The following is a 19944-nucleotide window of genomic DNA, read 5'->3' on the forward strand; positions in this document are numbered from 1 at the left end:
ATATCGGACTTTTCCGGAAAGAAACAATAACATAGGGTAGAAGAAACGCCGAAAATCAGGGGTTGGGAGGCTGAAGGGAGCGGTAAGACAAAAAGGTGGTACTTGTGGGTAAAATATTTGGAGAGTTGAAGGGAATTGGGGAGATTTATGGATGATGAGTGGGTTTCCAGTGAGGGATATAGAAGATATTTAGGGGATAAACGCAATGGGTGGCGTGGATAGGGATGTTGGTGGAAAGTCTAACAAAGTACCCGGCAGAAGTCTTAAGCGTGAATATCTCACGCTTAAAATGAGTTTTAAGTTGAAAATGTTTGTAAAATCAAGAATAAGAACTATTTTTGCGTGAAATATTCACGGCAATGCTGATTCGATTTATAGCTAAGAACATATATTCGTTTAAGGACGAAACAGAGTTCAACCTTTTTCCTAACAAGTCACAAGGACTTCAACACCATAAGGTCAAAATTGGTGATTTTGACTTTTTGAGATTTAGTGCAGTATATGGGGCTAATGGCTCAGGAAAATCAAACCTAATCAAAGCCATCTCACTTTTAGAAACTTTAGTTGATGAAGGAAAACTGCCTTCAGACACAGAAGATTTAAAGTTTAAATTAAATGTAGACAATTTAAAAGCTCCTATATCTCTTGGTATTGAATTTATAGCAGATAGTGAGCCATTTTTCTATACAATTACCTTTAATGAAGGTAATATTCTTTATGAAAGCTTAGCAAAAAGCAATAAGAGTGATGATATTTTAGTGTTTGAAAGAAGTTATGAAAATGGGATTCAAGAGATAAAATTTCACGAAGATTATTACAAAACTGATAAGGAAAAACTCTTTGCAGAAGTTCTTTCTGAAAAATTAATTCAGAAGAATGAACTGCTTATTGCGTTTTTAAGCAAGAAGTATCCAGAAGACTTTAAATCAACTTATTCTGCATTTAGATGGTTTGATGAAACATTAGTTATTATTAAGCCAGATGCAAGACCAGGTGGTATTGCCCATATTTTAGACAAAGAACCAACAATTAAAGAGTTTGCCAATAAATTCATTCCGAGTTTAAACACAGGTATATCTAAAATTGAAATTGAAACAAAAAAGTTTGAAGAGTTTTTTGGCGAAAGAGGAGATGCCAAACTTAAAAGAAAAATAATAGAAGATTTAAAAAGCGAACCAAATAAGCTATCACTTTTAACACACAGTGAAACAGGAGAAGAAGTTACACTTGTATATGAAAATAATGAAGTGTTTGCAAAAAGACTTGTTACTAAACATCAAAACGCACTAGGTGAAAGCACAGACTTTAATTTAGGTCAAGAATCAGATGGCACACGAAGACTTATTGATTACATTCCAGCTTTCCAAGGGATAGTTAACGACAATAAAGTCTTCGTTATTGATGAAATTGAAAGAAGTATTCATCCAATGACGATAAAAGAAATAATGACAAAATTGGCATTAGATGAATCTGTTAAGGGACAACTTATATTCTCAACACACGAATCAAATTTATTAGACCAAAGCATATTTAGAGCAGATGAAATATGGTTTGCACAAAAAGATTTTGATGGTTCAAGTAAAATATACTCGCTTAGTGACTTCAAAATACATAACACTATCAATATAGAAAACGGATATTTAAAGGGCCGTTTTGGTGGTATTCCTTTTTTAAGCAACTTAAAAGCCTTGAATTGGTAGATGAAGTATTTAAGCCGACATAAAGTTTATGAAAAGGTTGAGCCATTCAAGAATGCAAAGAAAATATATATCTTTTGCGAAGGAGAAAGAAAGGAAATAGACTATTTCAAATTCTTTCAAGGATTTTCTTCAAACATTGACATTATTCCCATTCCAAATGAAAATGGAAAATCTGACCCGACCAAACTAAAAGCTCAAGCAGAACAAAGCTTTGAAAACAACTCTCTTACACTATCAAAAGAGTTAGAAGATGAGGTGTGGTTTGTTATTGATACTGATAGATGGAATGAAGGAAATAAAATTGATGATTTAAGAAAATTTGTTGAAGAAAAGCGGCAAACCTACAATGGATGGTTTGTTGCGCAAAGCAATCCTTCTTTTGAAATATGGCTTTTTTATCATTTCAATTCTGAAAAACCTATTGCAGGCGAAGTAGAGGCCGCACAAAGTTTTAAAGATTTTGTTGCGACAAAAATTAAAGGTGGTTTTGACAATCGTAGTATGCCATTAGAAATTCAGCAAGCAACATTAAATGCCGAAAAGAATTTTGAAATAGAGAATGGACAACCAAAATTATATTCTACCGAGATTTTCAATCTTGCTAAGCAAATAATAAGATTTACAAAATCACAGTTAGACCAGTGCTTGACAGACTTGAAGATAAAGACCAGCCGCCAATAGCACCTACCCAAAAGTGGCGGTTCAGTGGTTTAATCAAGCTTTGTGTCCGCCTAAAGCGGATTTCTGCTTGGTTGACAGTGAATTGCTTTGAAATCGCTACCTTCGGGTAGCTGCAAAACGTTGTAGGTGATTCTTGAAAATATGAAAAGTTATAAGTCCATTCTAATCTTATTCATTTGGTTGGTTTCTATCATATTCTTTTTTGGTAGGATGATGTACTCCCCCCAAAAACTGGACAGTAAATTAAGTACAAAATAATAACTTACTACAATGAGGTGGTCCCCAATTCTGTCCAATGATTGGGGACCACCTCACACAGGGAAGCGTAACGTTCTCAATAATAAGAAATGAACACTGAATGATCATGCTCCCAGACTTGTCGGAAAATTGAACTTGCATAACACAACCTAAATTTGTGTAGGACGTACTAATTCAATCATCCAGGCTTTAGACTTAATTTAACAAGATCATGAAGGTGATAAATGAAATAATAGATTACCTTTTAGGGAGACGCATGCTTAATCAAGACGATTTAGCTTTCCTGAAAGCCAAAGGGTTTTACGTGACTTCTCAGCGTGATGGCGATTATGGTGAATATGGTGAATATTATGGCTATAGTGGTTATTGTAACTGTGGCAGGATACTTTTTTTTGGCTATGATTGTATTTATTGCAGTCTATACTTTAACATTGATGAGACAATTATTTATGAAGTTGAAATTGAAAATGAACTGGCAGACTCAAGGAGAAGAAAGCAAGGGAAATTTGGGTATTTTAACGGCGCAAAAAAAAGATATACGGCAAACAAGAAGGCAGAATTAGTGTTAAGTGCAGGTGAAAAGAAACCGGACTTAAATAATATCTGGTGGAATGCGCCTAAAAATATACAGCCTGATTCTGAAGAGCTAAACTCACAATTGGAATGTGAAATCAGAGATTTTCTGAAGAATCAAGATAGGAAATTGGAAGCCTATTATACCAGAATATTTGATCATCTTGGTTATGGTACATCTCCTCATTTTCCCGAGTATTGGGATACAGTTGTTTCTATTTTGGGGTGGAGTCGTTTCCTTAAATGTTCGGAGGGATTGTTGCAAATATTTGAGGTAAAAGATCATACATCAGATTGTGTTATGTCGATCAAACCCAACGCTTTTTATGAATTACTGAATACAAAAGTGGTTATAAATAAAGAAAAGTGGTCCCTGGGGTTAATGTTAAATGACGGCTATTATCTTTCAATTACAAATGAGTTTGGTGAAAAAGATCTTCGAAAAAGTAAATTATAAATGGAAACAATAACATTAAGTCAGGCAAAATCTTTAATCAGGACGCTTGCTGGCAAGGAAAGCATTTTGTTGTTATCTGCCCCAGGTGTCGGGAAATCAGACATAGTAAGACAGGCTGCGCTGGAAGAAGGTCTTGAATGCCGTTCTTTGCTGGGCACACAAATCGCGCCTGAAGATGTGAGCGGTATTCCCAAAATTATAAATGAACGTTCGGTGTTTTGTCCACCGCGAATACTTTTGCCAGAAAACCCAGAACCATTTTGTCTATTTCTGGATGAATTTCCTGCGGCTGCACCTGATGTACAAAAAGCGTTATATGCCTTATTGTTAGAACGTCGTTTAGGTGAACATAAGCTGCCGGAAGGAACCTGGATTGTTGCGGCTGGAAACCGACAGGAAGACAGGGCCTTAGTAAGGCAGATGAGCAGTGCATTAGTTAATCGTACTTTCATCTTCCAGGTGAGGGTAGATGTAAAAGAATGGTTGATTTGGGCACAGGAAAATAAAATCAGGAGAGAGATTTTGTCTTTTATTGCTTTTTTCCCGGAAGCATTAATGCGTAACGTTCCAAATGAACCCGTACCATTTTCCACACCAAGAGCCTGGGCTTCTTTATCAAATGCACTTGATCTGGCTGAAAAATCAGGGATTTTAAATAAAGAACTATTTAAAGTGCTCAGCTTTGGTAGAATTTCGGCGGCAGACGCGGCAATTTTCTGCACACTTGCAGAAACGCAAATGGATAAACTATTGTCGATTGAAGAATATATTAAATATCCCCAAAAACTGCCTAAAGAACACACCTCACTATGGTTCTTACTTAACCTAATTCGCAAAAGATTACTAAACAAAGAATTACAATTTGATCGTGAAGATCTAAACAATTTTTTAATGCAATTACCGCAGGAACACCGGTTTGCGTTATTCGCAAATGCAGTGCCGGAATGGGGCAGTCTTGGTGTAGAGCAGGCATTACTTGATACATTGTCAGAAATTACCGGCTTAAAATGAAAAACAATGCTGAAATACTGGAATTTGCTAAAAAAGCGTTGCATTTAGTCCGTATAAATATTCCATATCTGGCTGAATTAACTCATAATATTGAGCTTATAGCTGTAGATGAAATATCTACAGCCGGAATTTTTGCTTCAGGCAGATTGATAATTAACCCTGATTGGTTTGGTAAGCTGTCTATCAAAAATGCAACATTTGTGATAGCACATGAAATCATGCACCTTGCCTTACAAACGCACTATCGTGCCAATTCTGAAGATCTGAGCTTATTTAATATTACACACGATTTTATTATAAATGAATTTTTGAAAGAAACATTTAATTTGTCCAAAACTCCGGTAGAAGGACTGGATTGGGTAAAAGAATATAAGGGTTACTACTCAATAAAGGACAAATCAGCAGAAGAGTTAATGCGATTTATCAAAGACGCATTGGAGAGCGGAAAATTAAAAAATAGTATTTTTAAAGTTCATTGGGGAATAGATTTATTGCCGGATAAATCAGAGCTAAATCTGCCTTTTGAAGATAGGCTGAAAGATTTGTACTTTGATCTGGCTTTAAATGAAATGCAATCTGGTAAAACTTATACTCAACTTAATTCCGATATTTTAACTGAAGAATTTGAAAAAAAACTATTTCCCGAGTTAAAAAGAGGTGCTATTTCAAAGCAGAATGAGGAAATAAAGAAAACGGTAAGTCATGTTTTAAGCAGTAAATTAATAACTGAAAAAATTGATGATTTTTTCAATAGCAGTACGATTGATAGTAGTGTTTCTGCCGGTTTTTCAGTTACATATAACTTAATTCGTTCCTTATACCAACCACCCTGGGAAATCGCATTACAAAAATGGTTAGAATTTACGACACGATCAGGTCGTACTTATGCACGTCCAAGTCGCCGTGGGCAAAGCAATGAATATGTACGGGCAGGTTCGAAAAGAGAAGGTCATACTTTACATATAGTTGTTGATACAAGTGGGTCAATGGCTGAAATGTTAGTTAAAGTATTAAGTACTATTGCTTCATTCTGTGAAAATTTACAAATACCGGAAGTACATATAATCCAGTGCGATAGTAATGTAAGTGATGATTCTTGGTATTCACCATCAGACCTGTTGAACTTTGAAGTTAAAGGATTTTGGGGCAGTGATATGACGCCGGGAATGCTTCGACTAAGCGCTGATAATGAGGTGGACTATGCACTTGTAATTACAGATGGTGAAATATTATATCCGCAAACGCCAATGCCGTACGAAGTGCTTTGGGTTTTGACCGATTCAGTCGATGATTTTAAACCACCTTATGGTACAGTTATATCAATTGACTAATTTTTCAATCAGCCATATTCAGCCATTGGCCTGATTGGTGATTGTACAAGGAAAATGCTGTTTGAAAGCGGGGAATAAAATCTGAAATCGGGAGGGCGTGTGTTAACCAGAGGCAATTTTTCTACATATCCCTATAGATTGAGTTCTTTCATAAAAATTCAAGTTTTACCCTGGCAAACAAAACCCATGAAAAAATTATTATTTGTTCTGGTTGTCCTTGCAGGCACACCCCTGGTTACCATTTCCCAAAACCCCGACCTTTTTGGCGCTGCTCCCTCCTTCCAGTCGTCAGACCGGATTGTGGCTACCACCTTTTTCCACTGGTATGCTTCCGGTGGCGGACAACTCAGCGGGCCCTGGCCGCCGCTGGAAGGCAGGCAAAACTGGACAGGTCTGACCCCCTGGTGGAAAACACAAATCAAACAGGTGATGATGGCCAATATTGATGTGCTGTATGTACATCTCATTGACGATGCGGAAATCAGGAGGGAATTGTTTTTTAATGCCCTGCACGAACTTCGCGCAGAAGGGTACGATGTGCCCAAAGTCGCTCCCTTCCTCGATCCGCTGATTACCTGGTACAATGAGCCTAATTTGGATCTGGCCACCGTGGCGGGTAAAGACACTTTTGTGCAGCAGTATATCAGGTTTTACAACCAATATTTTCAGTATAATACCGATCCCCATGCTGCCAGTTACCTCGCAAAAATAGACGACAAACTGATGTTGTCCACCTGGCACTTGTTTGTCAATATCAACAATGCCAATCAGTTTACACGCAATGACCTGGAAAGCAGGTTGTCTGCGGCATTTTCTGGCTTACCTGCCTTTCAGCAGGGAATTTATATGATCACACCTGCGTTAAACAATCCTACCTTCAGCTTTACCGACGAGCGGGTACCCCTGTTTGAAATCAACGTATATTTCAAAAGCAATACCTTCAACAACCGCAAAACGGTTCAGCTCAAAGGCGGGTACTGGGATCAGAATGTGCGTAACCCGGGCGACTTCCTGCCGAGAGATGGGGGGATTCATTATGCAAATGCATGGGGCCAGGTAGATACTACTTTCAATCTGGTATACATCGAAAGCTGGAACGAATACGATGAAGGCACCGGCATTTACGCTGCGATGCAAGACACCAATCACCTGATTAACAATAACCCCAATACGGATGTCTGGTCCACTACGGATGACCCTTTTGAATATATCCGGACCACTGCCAACGGAGCCACCAGCTATAACACCCGTCCCGAGCTGGGAAGTATTTTTCTGACTCACAACCTTCCTGATACCGTGGTAGCAGGTATGCCTTATCCTGCGCAGATGATCGTTCGCAACGAGGGCGATATTTCATGGACCGGCAGTGAAGGATTTGCGCTCCAGCAGGTGAGCAGCGACCCGGTACAATTGGGTCTTCAGGGAGGTGCAATCAACGACACCACCAATGAAATTCCGTTTTACGGGGGTATTTTCCGGGGAAGGCCCATTACGTTTTCTGTGAATATTACGGGCCCTGCGCAGCCTGGAACCATTACCACCCACTGGCGGATGCATCAAAACGGAGTGCCTTTTGGCGATACCCTCACCCATTCAATGGAAGTGATTTTGGGTACAGGCATCGAAACTGTTGAAAAGTTTGATTTTCGGGTTGCGCCCAATCCGACACGTGATCAGGTTGTGGTCAACTGGCGTGGGCCGCTTGCAGAGCAGATCGTATTGTACAACCTTCAGGGACAGGTTCAATCCAGCCTGCACAATACGCCCTCAGGAATTGCGCTTTCCCTTCCCGATACGCCCGGCTTATATTTACTGAAAATCACGATTAATGGGCAGGTATTTACCCAGCCAGTGATAAGGCAGTAAATATCCGTGTAAAATGAACCCCACAAAATCTTGAAATATCGTATTTTTACTTCATATCCCATTTGCGTTATTATTCTGAATTAAAAAACGAAGACTGCCGGCATGAATTGGAATACAAATCTATACGACCAGAAGCACGATTTTGTATCAATGTATGGCGAGGCGCTGATAGATCTGCTGAAGCCAAAGGAAGGCGAAATTGTTCTGGATCTGGGAAGTGGAACCGGAGACCTGGCTGCCCTTATCAGTAAGTCGGGAGCCAGGGTAGTGGGGATGGACAGTTCGGAAGAAATGGTAAAAAAATCGAAGGAGAAATACCCCGGGCTGGACTTCGGGACAGGTTTTGCCGAAGATTTTCATTTTGAAGAAAAATTTGACGCAGTTTTCTCCAACGCTACCTTACACTGGGTGCTGGAAAAGGAGAAAGCCGTGGACTGCATTTACGGTTGCCTGAAAGAAGGAGGCCGGTTTGTTGCCGAACTGGGCGGGAGAGGGAACGTGCAAAACATCGTTTCTGCCATCAGAAATTCCCTGAAAAAACGCGGTTATGAAAATGCGGCAAACAGGCAGATATGGTATTTCCCTTCCCTTTCAGAATATACTTCGCTGCTCGAAAATAAAGGTTTTCGGGTAACCTGGGCTGCCCATTTTGACAGAGATACACTGCTGAAAGACAATGATGGAATCAGAAACTGGATTTACATGTTTGGCAAATCCTTTTTTGAGGATGTCGATAACAATCTTATTCCCCAAATCCTGACAGAAGTTGAGGAACAGCTAAGGCCCACAAATTTCAAAAACAATCAATGGTATGCCGACTACGTCAGGTTGAGGGTTGTTGCGGTTAAATAGACCAACGGAAGGCCGAAGAGGCCCCTTTCGGGGAGGGACCTTTAAGCGTTAAGTCGAGACCGCGACATTTTGAATTGCACCCACTCACAAAGGCCTCACAAAGGAACAAGGAAACTGCGCTTTGTGTCCCTCGTGACTTCCTTGTGTCCTTCGTGGTTTATCCCAATAAGTTGATAATTCCGTAGACAAAAAGTTTCTATAAAATTTGCGTAGTTAAATGGCTACATATATATTTGTAGTCAAATAGCTACGTAATGAATCTGAGACGAGACGTATTTCAGGCCATCGCAGATCCCACAAGAAGAGCCATACTCCTTCTGGTTGCCTCTCAATCCATGACCGCAGGGGCGATCGCAGCCAATTTTGAGACTGCAAGACCCACAGTTTCCAAACACCTGCAAATCCTCACCGAATGCGAACTGCTGGAGCAGCAGCAAAGCGGAAGGGAAATCTATTACCACCTCAATCCCCAAAAAATCAAGGAAATCGCTGACTTTATTGAGCCCTTCCGCATGTTATGGGAGGAGCGGTTTAATAAACTCGAAGACATCATGAAAAAATACCAGGAGAAAAAATAAAATCGAATGGAACTAAAAACAAAAATCCATGCCGAGGACGGCAGGCAGGAACTGGTGATTACCCGCGAGTTTGACCTGCCCGTCGAACTGCTTTTCAAAGCCTATGTTGAACCGGAAATTGTGGAGCAATGGATGGGCACGAAAGTCATAAAACTGGAAAATAAAAAACATGGAAGCTGGCAGTTTATTACCACTGACCCTAAGGGAAATAAACACGGCTTCAATGGTACCATCCACGAGTTTGTGCCCGACCGTAAAATCACCCGCACATTTGAAATGGAAAACACATCTTTTGGTGCCCAACTGGAGTTTCTCGATTTCGAAAAACTTACCGAAAACACCAGCAAACTCAGCATGCATATTGTGTTCAGATCTGTGGAACTGAGAGATCAGTTGTTGAAACTTCCCTTCGCCCAGGGAATAAATATGGCGCATAACCGCCTTCAGGAATGTGTAAATAAATTAACTTAATTATAAACCTATTGGGATCATAAAATGCACTTCTGCGAAACTTTGCGCGAACCCTCAAGATGTTGATCGAAGATCATTCCCCTGTTTTTGAACGCAAAGTAACGCAGAGTACCACGCGGAGGAACGCAGAGACTACAACACCCTTTGCGTTACTTTGCGATTCCTTTGCGGACTTTGCGTGAACCCTATCATCTCAGATCGAAGACCAGTTTCATTAAGTTGCAACCATATGAGGACGAAGAGGAAGCGCAAGGTTTCGCAGAAACTCCCAATTACTTTATGAAAATTAAAATAATCCACTATGAAAAAGAGAGATAAAATCATTTATTGGGTTGCGACCCTTTGGCTGGCTTTAGGAATGACATCCACGGGAATTGTCCAAATCATCAGAATGGATGAGGAGGTGGAACTAATGACCCGTCTCGGTTATCCCAATTATTTTATGACCATAATAGGTGTCTGGAAAATATTTGGCGTGATAACCGTTCTTATTCCTAAATTCCCTCTGGTAAAAGAATGGGCATATGCAGGCTTTTTCTTTGCCATGTCAGGTGCCATTATTTCGCATTTTGCCGTGGCCGATGCAGCCATAGAATATTTTGGCCCGACCTTGTTACTGGTTCTGACAGTGGTTTCGTGGTATTTCAGACCAGCGGATAGAAAAATATAGCAATTACCTTATAAAATCAAAATGGATAATAGCAAGAATCCGGCGGTAGATCAGTATCTGGCTGAGGGCTGTAAACGTTGCCCTTTGGGAGGTACGCCTGCATGCAAGGTTCATACCTGGGAGAGGGAGCTGCCATTATTGAGAATGATCCTTCTCGATTGCGGACTGACCGAGGAAAGGAAATGGAGTGTTCCGACCTATACCTTTCAGTCGAAGAATATCGCCGTGATGGCTGCTTTTAAAGAGTATTGTTCGATCAGTTTTTTCAAAGGTGCGCTGCTGGACAATTCCCACGGACTGCTGGAATCGCCGGGTGAAAATTCGCAGTCTGTCCGCCTGATCCGTTTTACTTCTGCTGAACAAATCATGGAGAAAGCAGACCTGGTTAAGGCATGTATTTTTGAGGCGATTGAAGTGGAAAAAGCCGGACTAAAGGTGAATTTTAAAAAAATAGATGAATTCCCCATCCCCGACGAATTTCAGATACAGTTGGATACATTTCCCGACCTGAAAGCGGCTTTTGAGGCACTGACACCGGGACGGCAGAGAGGATATATCCACTATTTCTCCCAACCCAAACAATCCAAAACCCGGGAGGCGAGAGTGCAAAAATATATTGAAAAAATTCTCAATGGAGAAGGATTCCATGATTAGTATATTCGTACGAGGAATAGCTAACTCCCAGAAAAACAAGTCTTTATTTATCAATAATCCCGCAATGAAAAAGCTGCAATTCACAAAAAACATCAATGCCTCTCCGGAGAAGGTTTACAATGCTATGCTGGGTATCAGCAATATTAAAACCTACGAACAATGGACTGCCGAATTTAATCCATCTTCAACTTATGTAGGCAACTGGGAAAAGGGCTCGAAAATGCTGTTTGTAGGTGTTGACGCAGAGGGAAAACGCGGGGGAATGGTCTCCGAAGTCGCCGAAAATACTCCTTTTACGTTTGTTTCCATTCGCCATTACGGAATGGTGGACGGAGAACAGGAAATTACGGAGGGCGAAGAAGTGGCAAAATGGGCAGGCAGTATGGAAAATTATCACTTTGAAGGGAATGATAGCGGAACAACAGTAACAGTAGAGATCGATGCAGTGGAAGATTATCTGGATTATTTCAACAAGACGTATCCACAGGCTTTAAACAAGCTTCAGACGATTGCAGAAAGTCTGTGAAAAAGTCGTAATTGCAGTTACTGACTTTTTTAATGGTACATTCATAAAATGAGGACATTCAAAAGGGTAATTCTTTTGGTTTTATCAATGCTCCTGCTGTTTATCGCCTGGCTGGCAGGAAATACATTCACCTTCCAATCGAAACAGATTCAATATGACCCGGTGGTAGCGATTGAAATCAATTCTGCTTCCACTGTCAATTTCTCCCATGCCATACAGATCAGAACCGTTTCACCCGAAAACCCTGCCGATTTTGACTCCACACAGTTTTACCAGTTTGCGGCGTTTTTGAAAACTACCTATCCACTGGCCGACTCGCTGCTGGAAAAAAAGGTGTTTAACACGTTCAGTTACCTGTACAAGTGGGAAGGTGCTGACCTAACCTTAAAACCGATCGTATTGATGGCGCATCTGGATGTGGTGCCTGTGCTCAGTGAAAACATTCCCCACTGGAAACATGATCCTTTTGGCGGCAATATTGTCAATGACACGATATGGGGTAGGGGAGCCATTGACGATAAAATCGGGGTAATCGGTATCATGGAGACGGTGGAAAGACTGCTTTCCGAAGGTTATCAACCCAAACGCACCATTTACCTGTCTTTGGGACATGATGAGGAAATCGGCGGAACCAACGGCGCCAAAACCATCGCTGCCTTTTTGCTGGAGCAGGCAGTGGAGGCCGAATTTGTGATAGATGAGGGCGGAACCATTTCTCAGGGACTCGTGCCCGGCCTTGAAAAAGATGTCGCACTGATTGGCATTGCAGAGAAAGGCATTCTGACTCTGGAGCTGTCTGTGGAGATCGAAGGCGGCCATTCTTCCATGCCCGAAAAAGAAACCGCCATTGACGTACTTTCCGCCGCCATAGCACGGGTGAAAGAAAATCCGCTGCCTGCAAAAATTACTCCACCTATTGATGCTTTTATCGAGGCCCTGGGGCCGGAAATGCCTTTTCTCAATAAACTTGCCTTCGCCAATAAAGGGGTATTCCGGTCAATGATTATCGGTGCATACGAAAAAAGCGCTTCGGGAAATGCGCTGGTGAGAACCACAACTTCCCCTACCATTTTCAACAGCGGGGTAAAAGAAAATGTCATTCCCCGTTCTGCAAAGGCAATTGTAAATTTCAGGGTTTTACCGGAAACTACTTTTGAAGAAGTGGAGGCGTTTATAAGGAAGGTGGTAAACGACGATCGCATTTCCATAACAGCGGTCAAAACCCGGTCAGAACCTTCGGCGGTTTCTTCGGTCAGTTCGCTGGGATATCAGACCCTTGCCCGTTCCATTGCGGAGGTGTATCCTGAGACGCTGATTTCGCCTTATCTGGTTGTCGGAGCTACAGATTCGCGGCATTTTAAGGATATATCTGCGGATATTTACCGGTTTTCCCCGATCAAAATCAACCGGGGAAATATCAAATCATTCCACGGCCTGAATGAAAGACTGGCCGTAGCAGAACTGGAAAATGCCCTTCGGTTTTATTATCAACTGATCAAAAATGGCGCTTCGGAATAAAACATTTTGCATCAAAATGATAACTAAAAAATTATTTCCAACTGTGCTGATCGTCTGGCTCGTGAGCTGCCAGCCCTCCGGTAAGGATTCAACAACTGAAGCCCGTCATTCTGACGTAAAAATTGCAGGTGCGATGAAAAACGTAATGTGGAAAGGCGAACTGGCAGGCGTAATTAACCTTGACACCATCGAAAATACAACAGGCCTTTACGGATTGGGGCCATTGAGTTTTCTTTCAGGAGAAATTCTGATCAATGACGGGAAGTCCTATGTTTCACGCGTAGTTTCTGATTCGGAAATGTCGGTTGAAAAGACCTTTCAGGCATCAGCGCCATTTTTTGTATATGCGAATGTGGATGAATGGGCGGAAACAGATTTACCCGAACATATCATTACCCTCAAAGAACTGGAGGCTTTTGTGGATGAAAAAACCAAAGACCATCCCCGCCCCTTTGCCTTTAAGATGAAGGGAACCGTGTCGAATGCCTCCATTCACATTCAAAACCTACCCCCCGGAACAAAAGTATCTTCACCCCAGGAAGCGCATCAGGGGCAGACCAACTATAAATTGGAAAATGAGCCGGTCGAAATAGTCGGTTTTTTTTCGACCGACCATAAAGGCGTGTTTACCCATCATGACTCATTTTTACACTTGCATCTGATTACCGCAGATGAAAGCAAAATGGGGCATCTTGACGAGGCTCAGTTTGGAAAAATGACACTATTTTTACCAAAGAAATAGGATACTGCCAAATACAAAACAATGAAAAATTATCCCTTCGAATATAGACTACTGGCTCTTCTGGGAGCAGTATGGTTTTTATGCTCCTGTAAGCCCGTGATTGCCCAGTCCGGCGCGATGGATAAAGAACCCAAATCTACCCACACGTGGCTGGATTCCGATAAAAAAGAGATTTATAACTACGATATAGACATCCGGGTTACGAATTTTCCCACAAATCCGGATCGAAGCTGGCTGTACTATTTTTCCCTTCAGGTCAACTTTACCGACCATGACGAATGGGCACATGGCGGACTTCAGTGGGCAGGCGTGGAAGAATTTGCCAACAACAATAACCAAGGCGTCAACTGGGGTGGGGGATCAGACTGGGCAGGTTATGGCGGTATTGGCCGTACCAACACGCCCTACACATGGGAACTGGGCAAATGGTACCGATATCGCGTATGGCGGCTTGACAAAAACGCGGAAGGTTACTGGCAGTGGGCATTTTTTGTGCTCAATTACGAGACGGGCGAGGAAAGGCAACTGGGAATTGTCATCACCAAATCCGCATTTATGAAGGATGCCACGGTCTGGATCGAGACGGGGTATGGCGTCGGCTGCGATACAGAAAGCGCACGCGTGGAGTGGCGAAACCCGGTATTCCGCTGCACCACCCCGGGCGAATTTACCCCCATCCACGGTACCGCCACCTACAACGGCACCTGCGACGGCAAAAACAGCACCAATCAGGGTTTGATTTCCGCTTCTCCTTTGCAGTGGTTTCAGGCGACCCGTTCGGCCAGAACCGTCAAAAACAACCAAAGACTTTGGTGAGGAGGGGAAATTTCGGTGGCGCATCAGGAGACAACCAAATGACCTCCCCAAAAACAATCAGATATGGTATCGTAGGATTCAGCAGGGATCAATTTGATAAGAAAGCAGCTTATCTGATTTTGGATAAAATTTTCAGAAGAATTAAAGAAGCGCATCAGGACCAACCTATTGAAATAGTGAGTGGATACACGAATTCCGGAGTTCCCAAAATCGCCTATGAGTTAGCAGATAAGTATAGGTTCACGACAACCGGATTTTCGGCTAAACAGGCATTGCAGGTGAAAAGCGGAGTATATCCGGTAAATAAATGTATCCTGGTTGGTGAAAAATTTGGGGATGAATCAGTATCTTTTGTGAGATATATTGATGCCTTAATCAGGATCGGTGGCGGAAAACAAAGCAGAAATGAGGTTGAACTGTTCAGGAAAATGAACGTTGACAAGCCCATCGCATCCTGCCTGGAAGAGTATGAAATAGAAGGGTATGGCGAAAAACCTGAAGCGCCCGACGACCAATTGTTAAAATCCTGATATACCTTACATATGAATTTTTCACAGTTAGTGCCTGGTGTGTTTTATATCAATATTTTAGACGGGTTAAAATTATTTGTTGACTGTCTGGAATTTACAATTGTACACGAAGATCTAAAAGCCTCACAACCATATTGCGTATTGGAAAAGGAAGGAATAAGGATTATGGTTTTTCAGGACGAGAAATTAGCGAAAGAGCATAATCCAGAGCTAAGGCTGGTAACAAATAATATTGATGAAGTATATGAAAAAATAGCTGGATCTTTTCCTTATCTGCTTCATCCTAATCTTAATAAAGTAACCCTGAGGCCCTGGGGGGCAAAAGAATTTGCTATTGCAGACAACCAACTTGGGATAAGATTTCAGCAATGGTAACAACTATACCAGTGACAGTAACTGGTACAGGTTCTGTTATTAGTTTGTCACATGCAAGCGGTGAAAACCGGGAGGATGTTGGAAAAAATACAGTAAATTTATAGCGTAAGAGGGTAGTTTTCCATTAGGGAAAAGATGGGCGGCACCAGCATGTGCAGAAGGGTGGGAAAAGTGAAAGAACTTGAGTTTTTGTTCACGGCACGACAGAGACAGAATAATAACATTGATAAACAACAAAAGACTTAAATGAAGAATTTTAAAGAAAAAGCAGACCTGATTTGGAGAGTGGCAGACCTGTTGAGAGGAGATTACAAACAGTCTGACTATGGAAAGGTAATTTTACCCATGACAGTACTCAGACGACTGGACTGTGTACTCGAACCGACCAAACAGAAAGTGCTGGACTACCTACCCAAAGTAGATTCACTAAAAGAAAGTGCCAAAGACATTGCGCTCAATAAAATTGCGGGTTTCAACTTCCACAACAGAAGCCAATTCAACTTTGATAAACTCATTGCTGACTCTGATAATGTTGCTATAAATCTTAGAAACTACATCAATGGCTTTTCAACCAGTGCCAGGGAAATTATTGAGTACTTCAATTTTGATGATCAAATAGACCGAATGGACGGCCCCCAGGCCGATATTCTTTTTCGTGTCGTTAAGTCTTTTCAAGAAATAGATTTAACCGACATGGATTCCATGGAAATGGGGTACACCTTCGAAGAACTCATCCGAAAATTTGCGGAACAATCCAACGAAACAGCCGGGGAACACTTTACACCAAGAGAAGTCATTCGCCTGATGGTAAATGTACTTTTCATTGAAGATAAAGACATACTTACCCAAGACGGAATTGTAAAAACACTTTATGACCCTGCCTGCGGTACTGGCGGAATGCTTTCGGTAGGTGAGCAATATGTAAAAGAACTCAACCCGAAAGCTGAACTAAAAGTGTTTGGTCAGGAAATCAATCCTGAATCCTACGCCATCTGTAAATCGGATATGCTGATTAAAGGTCAAAACCCAAGCAACATCAAGTTTGGAAACACCTTTACAGTGGATGGACTGGAAGAAGAAAAGTTTGATTACATGCTTTCCAATCCGCCTTTTGGTGTGGACTGGAAAAAAGCCGAAAAAATCATCAAAGCCGAAGCAGACAACAAAGGCATGAGCGGACGTTTTGGGGCAGGATTACCAAGAATCAATGATGGTTCTTTGCTTTTCCTGCAACACATGATTTCTAAAATGAAATCAGGAGGAACTCGAATTGGAATTGTTTTTAATGGCTCGCCATTGTTTACGGGTGCAGCTGAAAGTGGCGAAAGCAATATCCGGAAATGGATTATTGAAAATGATTGGCTGGAAGCAGTCATTGCCCTGCCCGATCAACTCTTTTACAACACAGGCATTAGCACCTATATCTGGATAATCACCAACAACAAAAGTGCCGAGCGAAGCGGTAAAGTGCAATTGATAAATGCAACTGGTGCAAAAGATGAAGAACTGACCAAAGAAGGCAAACTCGATTTCAACCGCTTTTGGCAAAAAATGGACAGAAGCCTGGGCAATAAACGCAAGAAAATTGCTGAAAACGGAAATGAAAAAGGCATTGGCTTCATTACGCAACTCTATGGCAATTTTGAAGAAAACGAGTTTTGCAAAATTCTGCCCAATGAGTTTTTTGGCTATTGGAGAATTACGGTTGAACAGCCGCTAAAGGAAAACGGCAAGGTGGTAAAAAGTAAAGGACAACCCAAGCCCGACACTTCTTTGCGTGATTACGAAAATATACCTTTCCTTGTAAAGACAGGGTATGCCCTGTCTCCTCAGACGATCGAGGGTTATTTTGAGCGGGAAGTAAAACCCCATCTACCCGAAGCGTGGATAGACCACAGCAAAACCAAAGTTGGTTATGAAATAAACTTTACCAAATATTTCTATGAGTTTAAGCCATTAAGGCCACTGGCAGACATCAAAGCCGATATTTTGGCTTTAGAGGAAAAAACGTTGGAAACTGAAAAAACGGTATTGGACTCATGAGTAAAATAGAAAATATCATCCTAAATAAAAGCGACCTGCTTTTTAAAGGTATTGACACACTCATTGAGCATGCTAGAAGCAAAGTTGCGATATATGTCAATCAAGAATCTACCTTGCTGTATTGGTCTATTGGGCAATTTATTAATACTGAACTAAAGACAGAAGAACGCTTGGAATATGGAGCAAAAATAGTTGCGACACTGTCGCAACAATTGAGTTGGAGTCACTTGATTGAGTTGGCTAATATTGACAATGCCTCCAAACGCCTTTTCTATAGCCGTATGAGCATCCACAACCGCTGGGGTGTAAGAGAACTTAGAGAAAAAATAGACAGTATGACTTTTGAGCGTACGGCAATAGCCCTCAAAGACGAAAAAGACATCGTTAATTTGCTCTCTTCATCACCCAATGAGACGCTAATACCTGAAATGGTATTTAAAAACACCTATGTCCTGGATTTTTTAAACCTACCCAATTTTCATTCAGAGAAAGAGCTAGAAAATGCCATCATCCTTCAATTAGAGCAATTTATTATGGAATTGGGCAAGGGCTTTGCTTTTTTAGAACGCCAAAAACGCATCTCTATTGACGCCATTGATTATCATTTAGACCTACTATTTTATCATCGAAAACTTAACAGGCTGGTAGCTATTGATTTGAAATTGGGCAAATTTAAGCCTGAGTACAAAGCCCAAATGGAACTCTACTTGCGGTATTTGCAAAAACACGAAAAACAAACACACGAAAACGACCCTATAGGCTTGCTCTTGTGTAGCGAGGGCAATACCGAACACATAGAATTACTTATGCTGGGCGAAGAAAACATCAAGGTAGCCCAATACCTTACCGAACTGCCCGACAAACAGTGGTTTATTGACAAAATGCACCGTGCTATAGAGATTTCTAAAATGAACATAAACAGCAAGCCATGAGAAAATACGATGCATACAAAGATTCTGGCATAGAGTGGATTGGAGAGATTCCGAGTCATTGGGAATTAGTACCAATAAAATATTCATTGTCAATTCCATTAACAGATGGTCCGCATGAAACCCCTGAGTTGGTAAGTGAAGGTGTTATTTTCATTTCAGCTGAAGCCATAAAGGAAGATAAAATTGATTTTGAGAAGAAAAGGGGAAATATCACAATAGAAGACCATGAAAGATTTTCCAAGAAATATAAACCTCAAAAAGGAGATGTGTATATGATTAAGTCTGGTGCTACTACAGGAAATTTAGCTAGAGTAGAAACAGATACGGAATTTAATATATGGTCTCCATTAGCTGCTTTTCGTCCAGATCCCGAGAAAATAACAACTGATTTCTTGTTTTTTTATATGAAATCTAAACGCTTTTTCACAGCGATTGAACTTGGCTGGAATTATGGAACTCAGCAAAACATTGGAATGAATGTCTTAGAGAATTTAAGATTGGTGCGACCAACCATAGAAGAACAAACCGCCATCGCCCACTACCTCGACCGTAAAACAGCCGAGATAGACGAACTGATAGCCGACAAAAAACGCCTGCTCGAACTCTACGAAGAAGAAAAAACAGCCCTCATCAACCAGGCCGTTACCGGTAAAGCCAAGGCATGCCTTGGCTCAGATGCACCTATGAAAGATTCAGGCATTGAATGGCTGGGGGAAATTCCGGAGGAGTGGGAGGTGAAGCGGTTGAAATTAATCGTTTCTAAAATTGGAAGTGGAGTAACTCCATCAGGTGGCTCTTCTGTATATTTAACAAGTGGAATACCATTGATTAGAAGCCAGAACATCCATTTTGATGGTATAAGGCTTGATGATGTAGCCTATATATCCGAAGAGATTGATGAAGGAATGAGTAATAGCAGGATTCAAGATGGTGATGTGTTACTAAATATTACAGGTGCTTCAATTGGTAGATGTTTTTATGTGCCTGATGGATTTGGAAAAGGAAATGTTAATCAGCATGTATGTATCATTCGTCCTATTCTGGAAAAAGTAGAAACAATTTTTCTCTATTATATCATGCGTTCCGAAATAGGACAAACACAAATTAGACTTCAGCAAACAGGTGCTAATAGAGAGGGCTTAAATTTTGAACAATTGAAGAATTTTATTTTACCCTTACCAGAATCTAACGAAGAACAACAAGCCATCGTCCGCCACATCGAAACGGAAAATGCCCGTATAGACGCCAAAAAATCCAAAACCGAAAAATTGATTGACCTCTTAACTGAGTACCGCACGGCGCTCATCAGCGAGGTGGTGACTGGGAAGGTGAAAGTAAGCGATTGAGCAACTAAAAGCTT

20 protein-coding genes are annotated in these 19944 nt (G+C 41.2%); all 20 read left to right on the forward strand.

Annotated elements, in window-relative coordinates; translation table 11 throughout:
- Positions 1–359: 359 nt before the first annotated feature.
- The 20 genes from R3D00_10235 (at position 360) to R3D00_10330 (ending at position 19930) form a co-directional block, all read left to right on the forward strand.
- Positions 360–1700 (forward strand): ATP-binding protein, encoded by a 1341-nt coding sequence (locus R3D00_10235; GenBank protein MEZ4773548.1) that lies wholly within the window; start codon positions 360–362, stop codon positions 1698–1700.
- The gene (locus tag R3D00_10240) at positions 1701–2381 is read left to right on the forward strand and encodes an RloB family protein (GenBank protein MEZ4773549.1); all 681 of its coding nucleotides are present in this window, start codon (positions 1701–1703) and stop codon (positions 2379–2381) included. It begins immediately after the preceding gene.
- A 469-nt stretch (positions 2382–2850) separates the two neighbouring features.
- Positions 2851–3669 (forward strand): hypothetical protein, encoded by an 819-nt coding sequence (locus R3D00_10245; GenBank protein MEZ4773550.1) that lies wholly within the window; start codon positions 2851–2853, stop codon positions 3667–3669.
- A complete protein-coding gene (locus tag R3D00_10250) occupies positions 3670–4680 on the forward strand; it encodes an AAA family ATPase (protein ID MEZ4773551.1) in 1011 nt (336 codons plus the stop codon).
- On the forward strand, positions 4677–6011 hold the full coding sequence (locus R3D00_10255) for a VWA-like domain-containing protein (GenBank protein ID MEZ4773552.1): 1335 nt from the start codon (positions 4677–4679) through the stop codon (positions 6009–6011). The genes R3D00_10250 and R3D00_10255 overlap by 4 nt, the downstream gene beginning before the upstream one ends.
- Before the next feature lie 186 nt (positions 6012–6197).
- Positions 6198–7877 carry a T9SS type A sorting domain-containing protein gene (locus R3D00_10260; GenBank protein ID MEZ4773553.1) on the forward strand — a complete coding sequence of 560 codons (1680 nt, stop codon included), beginning with the start codon at positions 6198–6200 and terminating at the stop codon, positions 7875–7877.
- 102 nt (positions 7878–7979) lie between these two features.
- Complete coding sequence (locus tag R3D00_10265) at positions 7980–8729, forward strand: methyltransferase domain-containing protein (protein ID MEZ4773554.1); 750 nt, start codon at positions 7980–7982, stop codon at positions 8727–8729.
- A 254-nt stretch (positions 8730–8983) separates the two neighbouring features.
- The gene (locus R3D00_10270) at positions 8984–9307 is read left to right on the forward strand and encodes a metalloregulator ArsR/SmtB family transcription factor (protein ID MEZ4773555.1); all 324 of its coding nucleotides are present in this window, start codon (positions 8984–8986) and stop codon (positions 9305–9307) included.
- A gap of 6 nt (positions 9308–9313) precedes the next feature.
- The gene (locus R3D00_10275) at positions 9314–9778 is read left to right on the forward strand and encodes an SRPBCC domain-containing protein (GenBank protein ID MEZ4773556.1); all 465 of its coding nucleotides are present in this window, start codon (positions 9314–9316) and stop codon (positions 9776–9778) included.
- 301 nt (positions 9779–10079) lie between these two features.
- Positions 10080–10448: a DoxX family protein gene (locus R3D00_10280; GenBank protein ID MEZ4773557.1), complete on the forward strand. Its 369-nt coding sequence runs from the start codon at positions 10080–10082 to the stop codon at positions 10446–10448.
- 21 nt (positions 10449–10469) lie between these two features.
- Positions 10470–11102 (forward strand): YdeI/OmpD-associated family protein, encoded by a 633-nt coding sequence (locus R3D00_10285; protein MEZ4773558.1) that lies wholly within the window; start codon positions 10470–10472, stop codon positions 11100–11102.
- Positions 11103–11166: 64 nt separating this feature from the next.
- Positions 11167–11628: an SRPBCC domain-containing protein gene (locus tag R3D00_10290; GenBank protein ID MEZ4773559.1), complete on the forward strand. Its 462-nt coding sequence runs from the start codon at positions 11167–11169 to the stop codon at positions 11626–11628.
- A gap of 87 nt (positions 11629–11715) precedes the next feature.
- Positions 11716–13146, forward strand: coding sequence for a M20 family peptidase (locus R3D00_10295; protein MEZ4773560.1), 1431 nt, complete (start codon positions 11716–11718; stop codon positions 13144–13146).
- A gap of 16 nt (positions 13147–13162) precedes the next feature.
- On the forward strand, positions 13163–13888 hold the full coding sequence (locus R3D00_10300) for an acetolactate decarboxylase (GenBank protein MEZ4773561.1): 726 nt from the start codon (positions 13163–13165) through the stop codon (positions 13886–13888).
- A 21-nt stretch (positions 13889–13909) separates the two neighbouring features.
- Positions 13910–14704 (forward strand): hypothetical protein, encoded by a 795-nt coding sequence (locus R3D00_10305; GenBank protein MEZ4773562.1) that lies wholly within the window; start codon positions 13910–13912, stop codon positions 14702–14704.
- A gap of 38 nt (positions 14705–14742) precedes the next feature.
- Complete coding sequence (locus tag R3D00_10310; protein ID MEZ4773563.1) at positions 14743–15234, forward strand: hypothetical protein; 492 nt, start codon at positions 14743–14745, stop codon at positions 15232–15234.
- Between the two features lie 12 nt (positions 15235–15246).
- A complete protein-coding gene (locus R3D00_10315) occupies positions 15247–15609 on the forward strand; it encodes a hypothetical protein (protein MEZ4773564.1) in 363 nt (120 codons plus the stop codon).
- Between the two features lie 246 nt (positions 15610–15855).
- Positions 15856–17652 (forward strand): class I SAM-dependent DNA methyltransferase, encoded by a 1797-nt coding sequence (locus R3D00_10320; GenBank protein ID MEZ4773565.1) that lies wholly within the window; start codon positions 15856–15858, stop codon positions 17650–17652.
- A complete protein-coding gene (locus R3D00_10325; protein MEZ4773566.1) occupies positions 17649–18584 on the forward strand; it encodes a PDDEXK nuclease domain-containing protein in 936 nt (311 codons plus the stop codon). The genes R3D00_10320 and R3D00_10325 overlap by 4 nt, the downstream gene beginning before the upstream one ends.
- A complete protein-coding gene (locus R3D00_10330; protein MEZ4773567.1) occupies positions 18581–19930 on the forward strand; it encodes a restriction endonuclease subunit S in 1350 nt (449 codons plus the stop codon). Before R3D00_10325 ends, R3D00_10330 begins: the two co-directional genes overlap by 4 nt.
- Positions 19931–19944: the final 14 nt, after the last annotated feature.

It is taken from the genome of Bacteroidia bacterium (assembly GCA_041391665.1).
Classification (GTDB): Bacteria; Bacteroidota; Bacteroidia; order J057; family J057; genus JAGQVA01.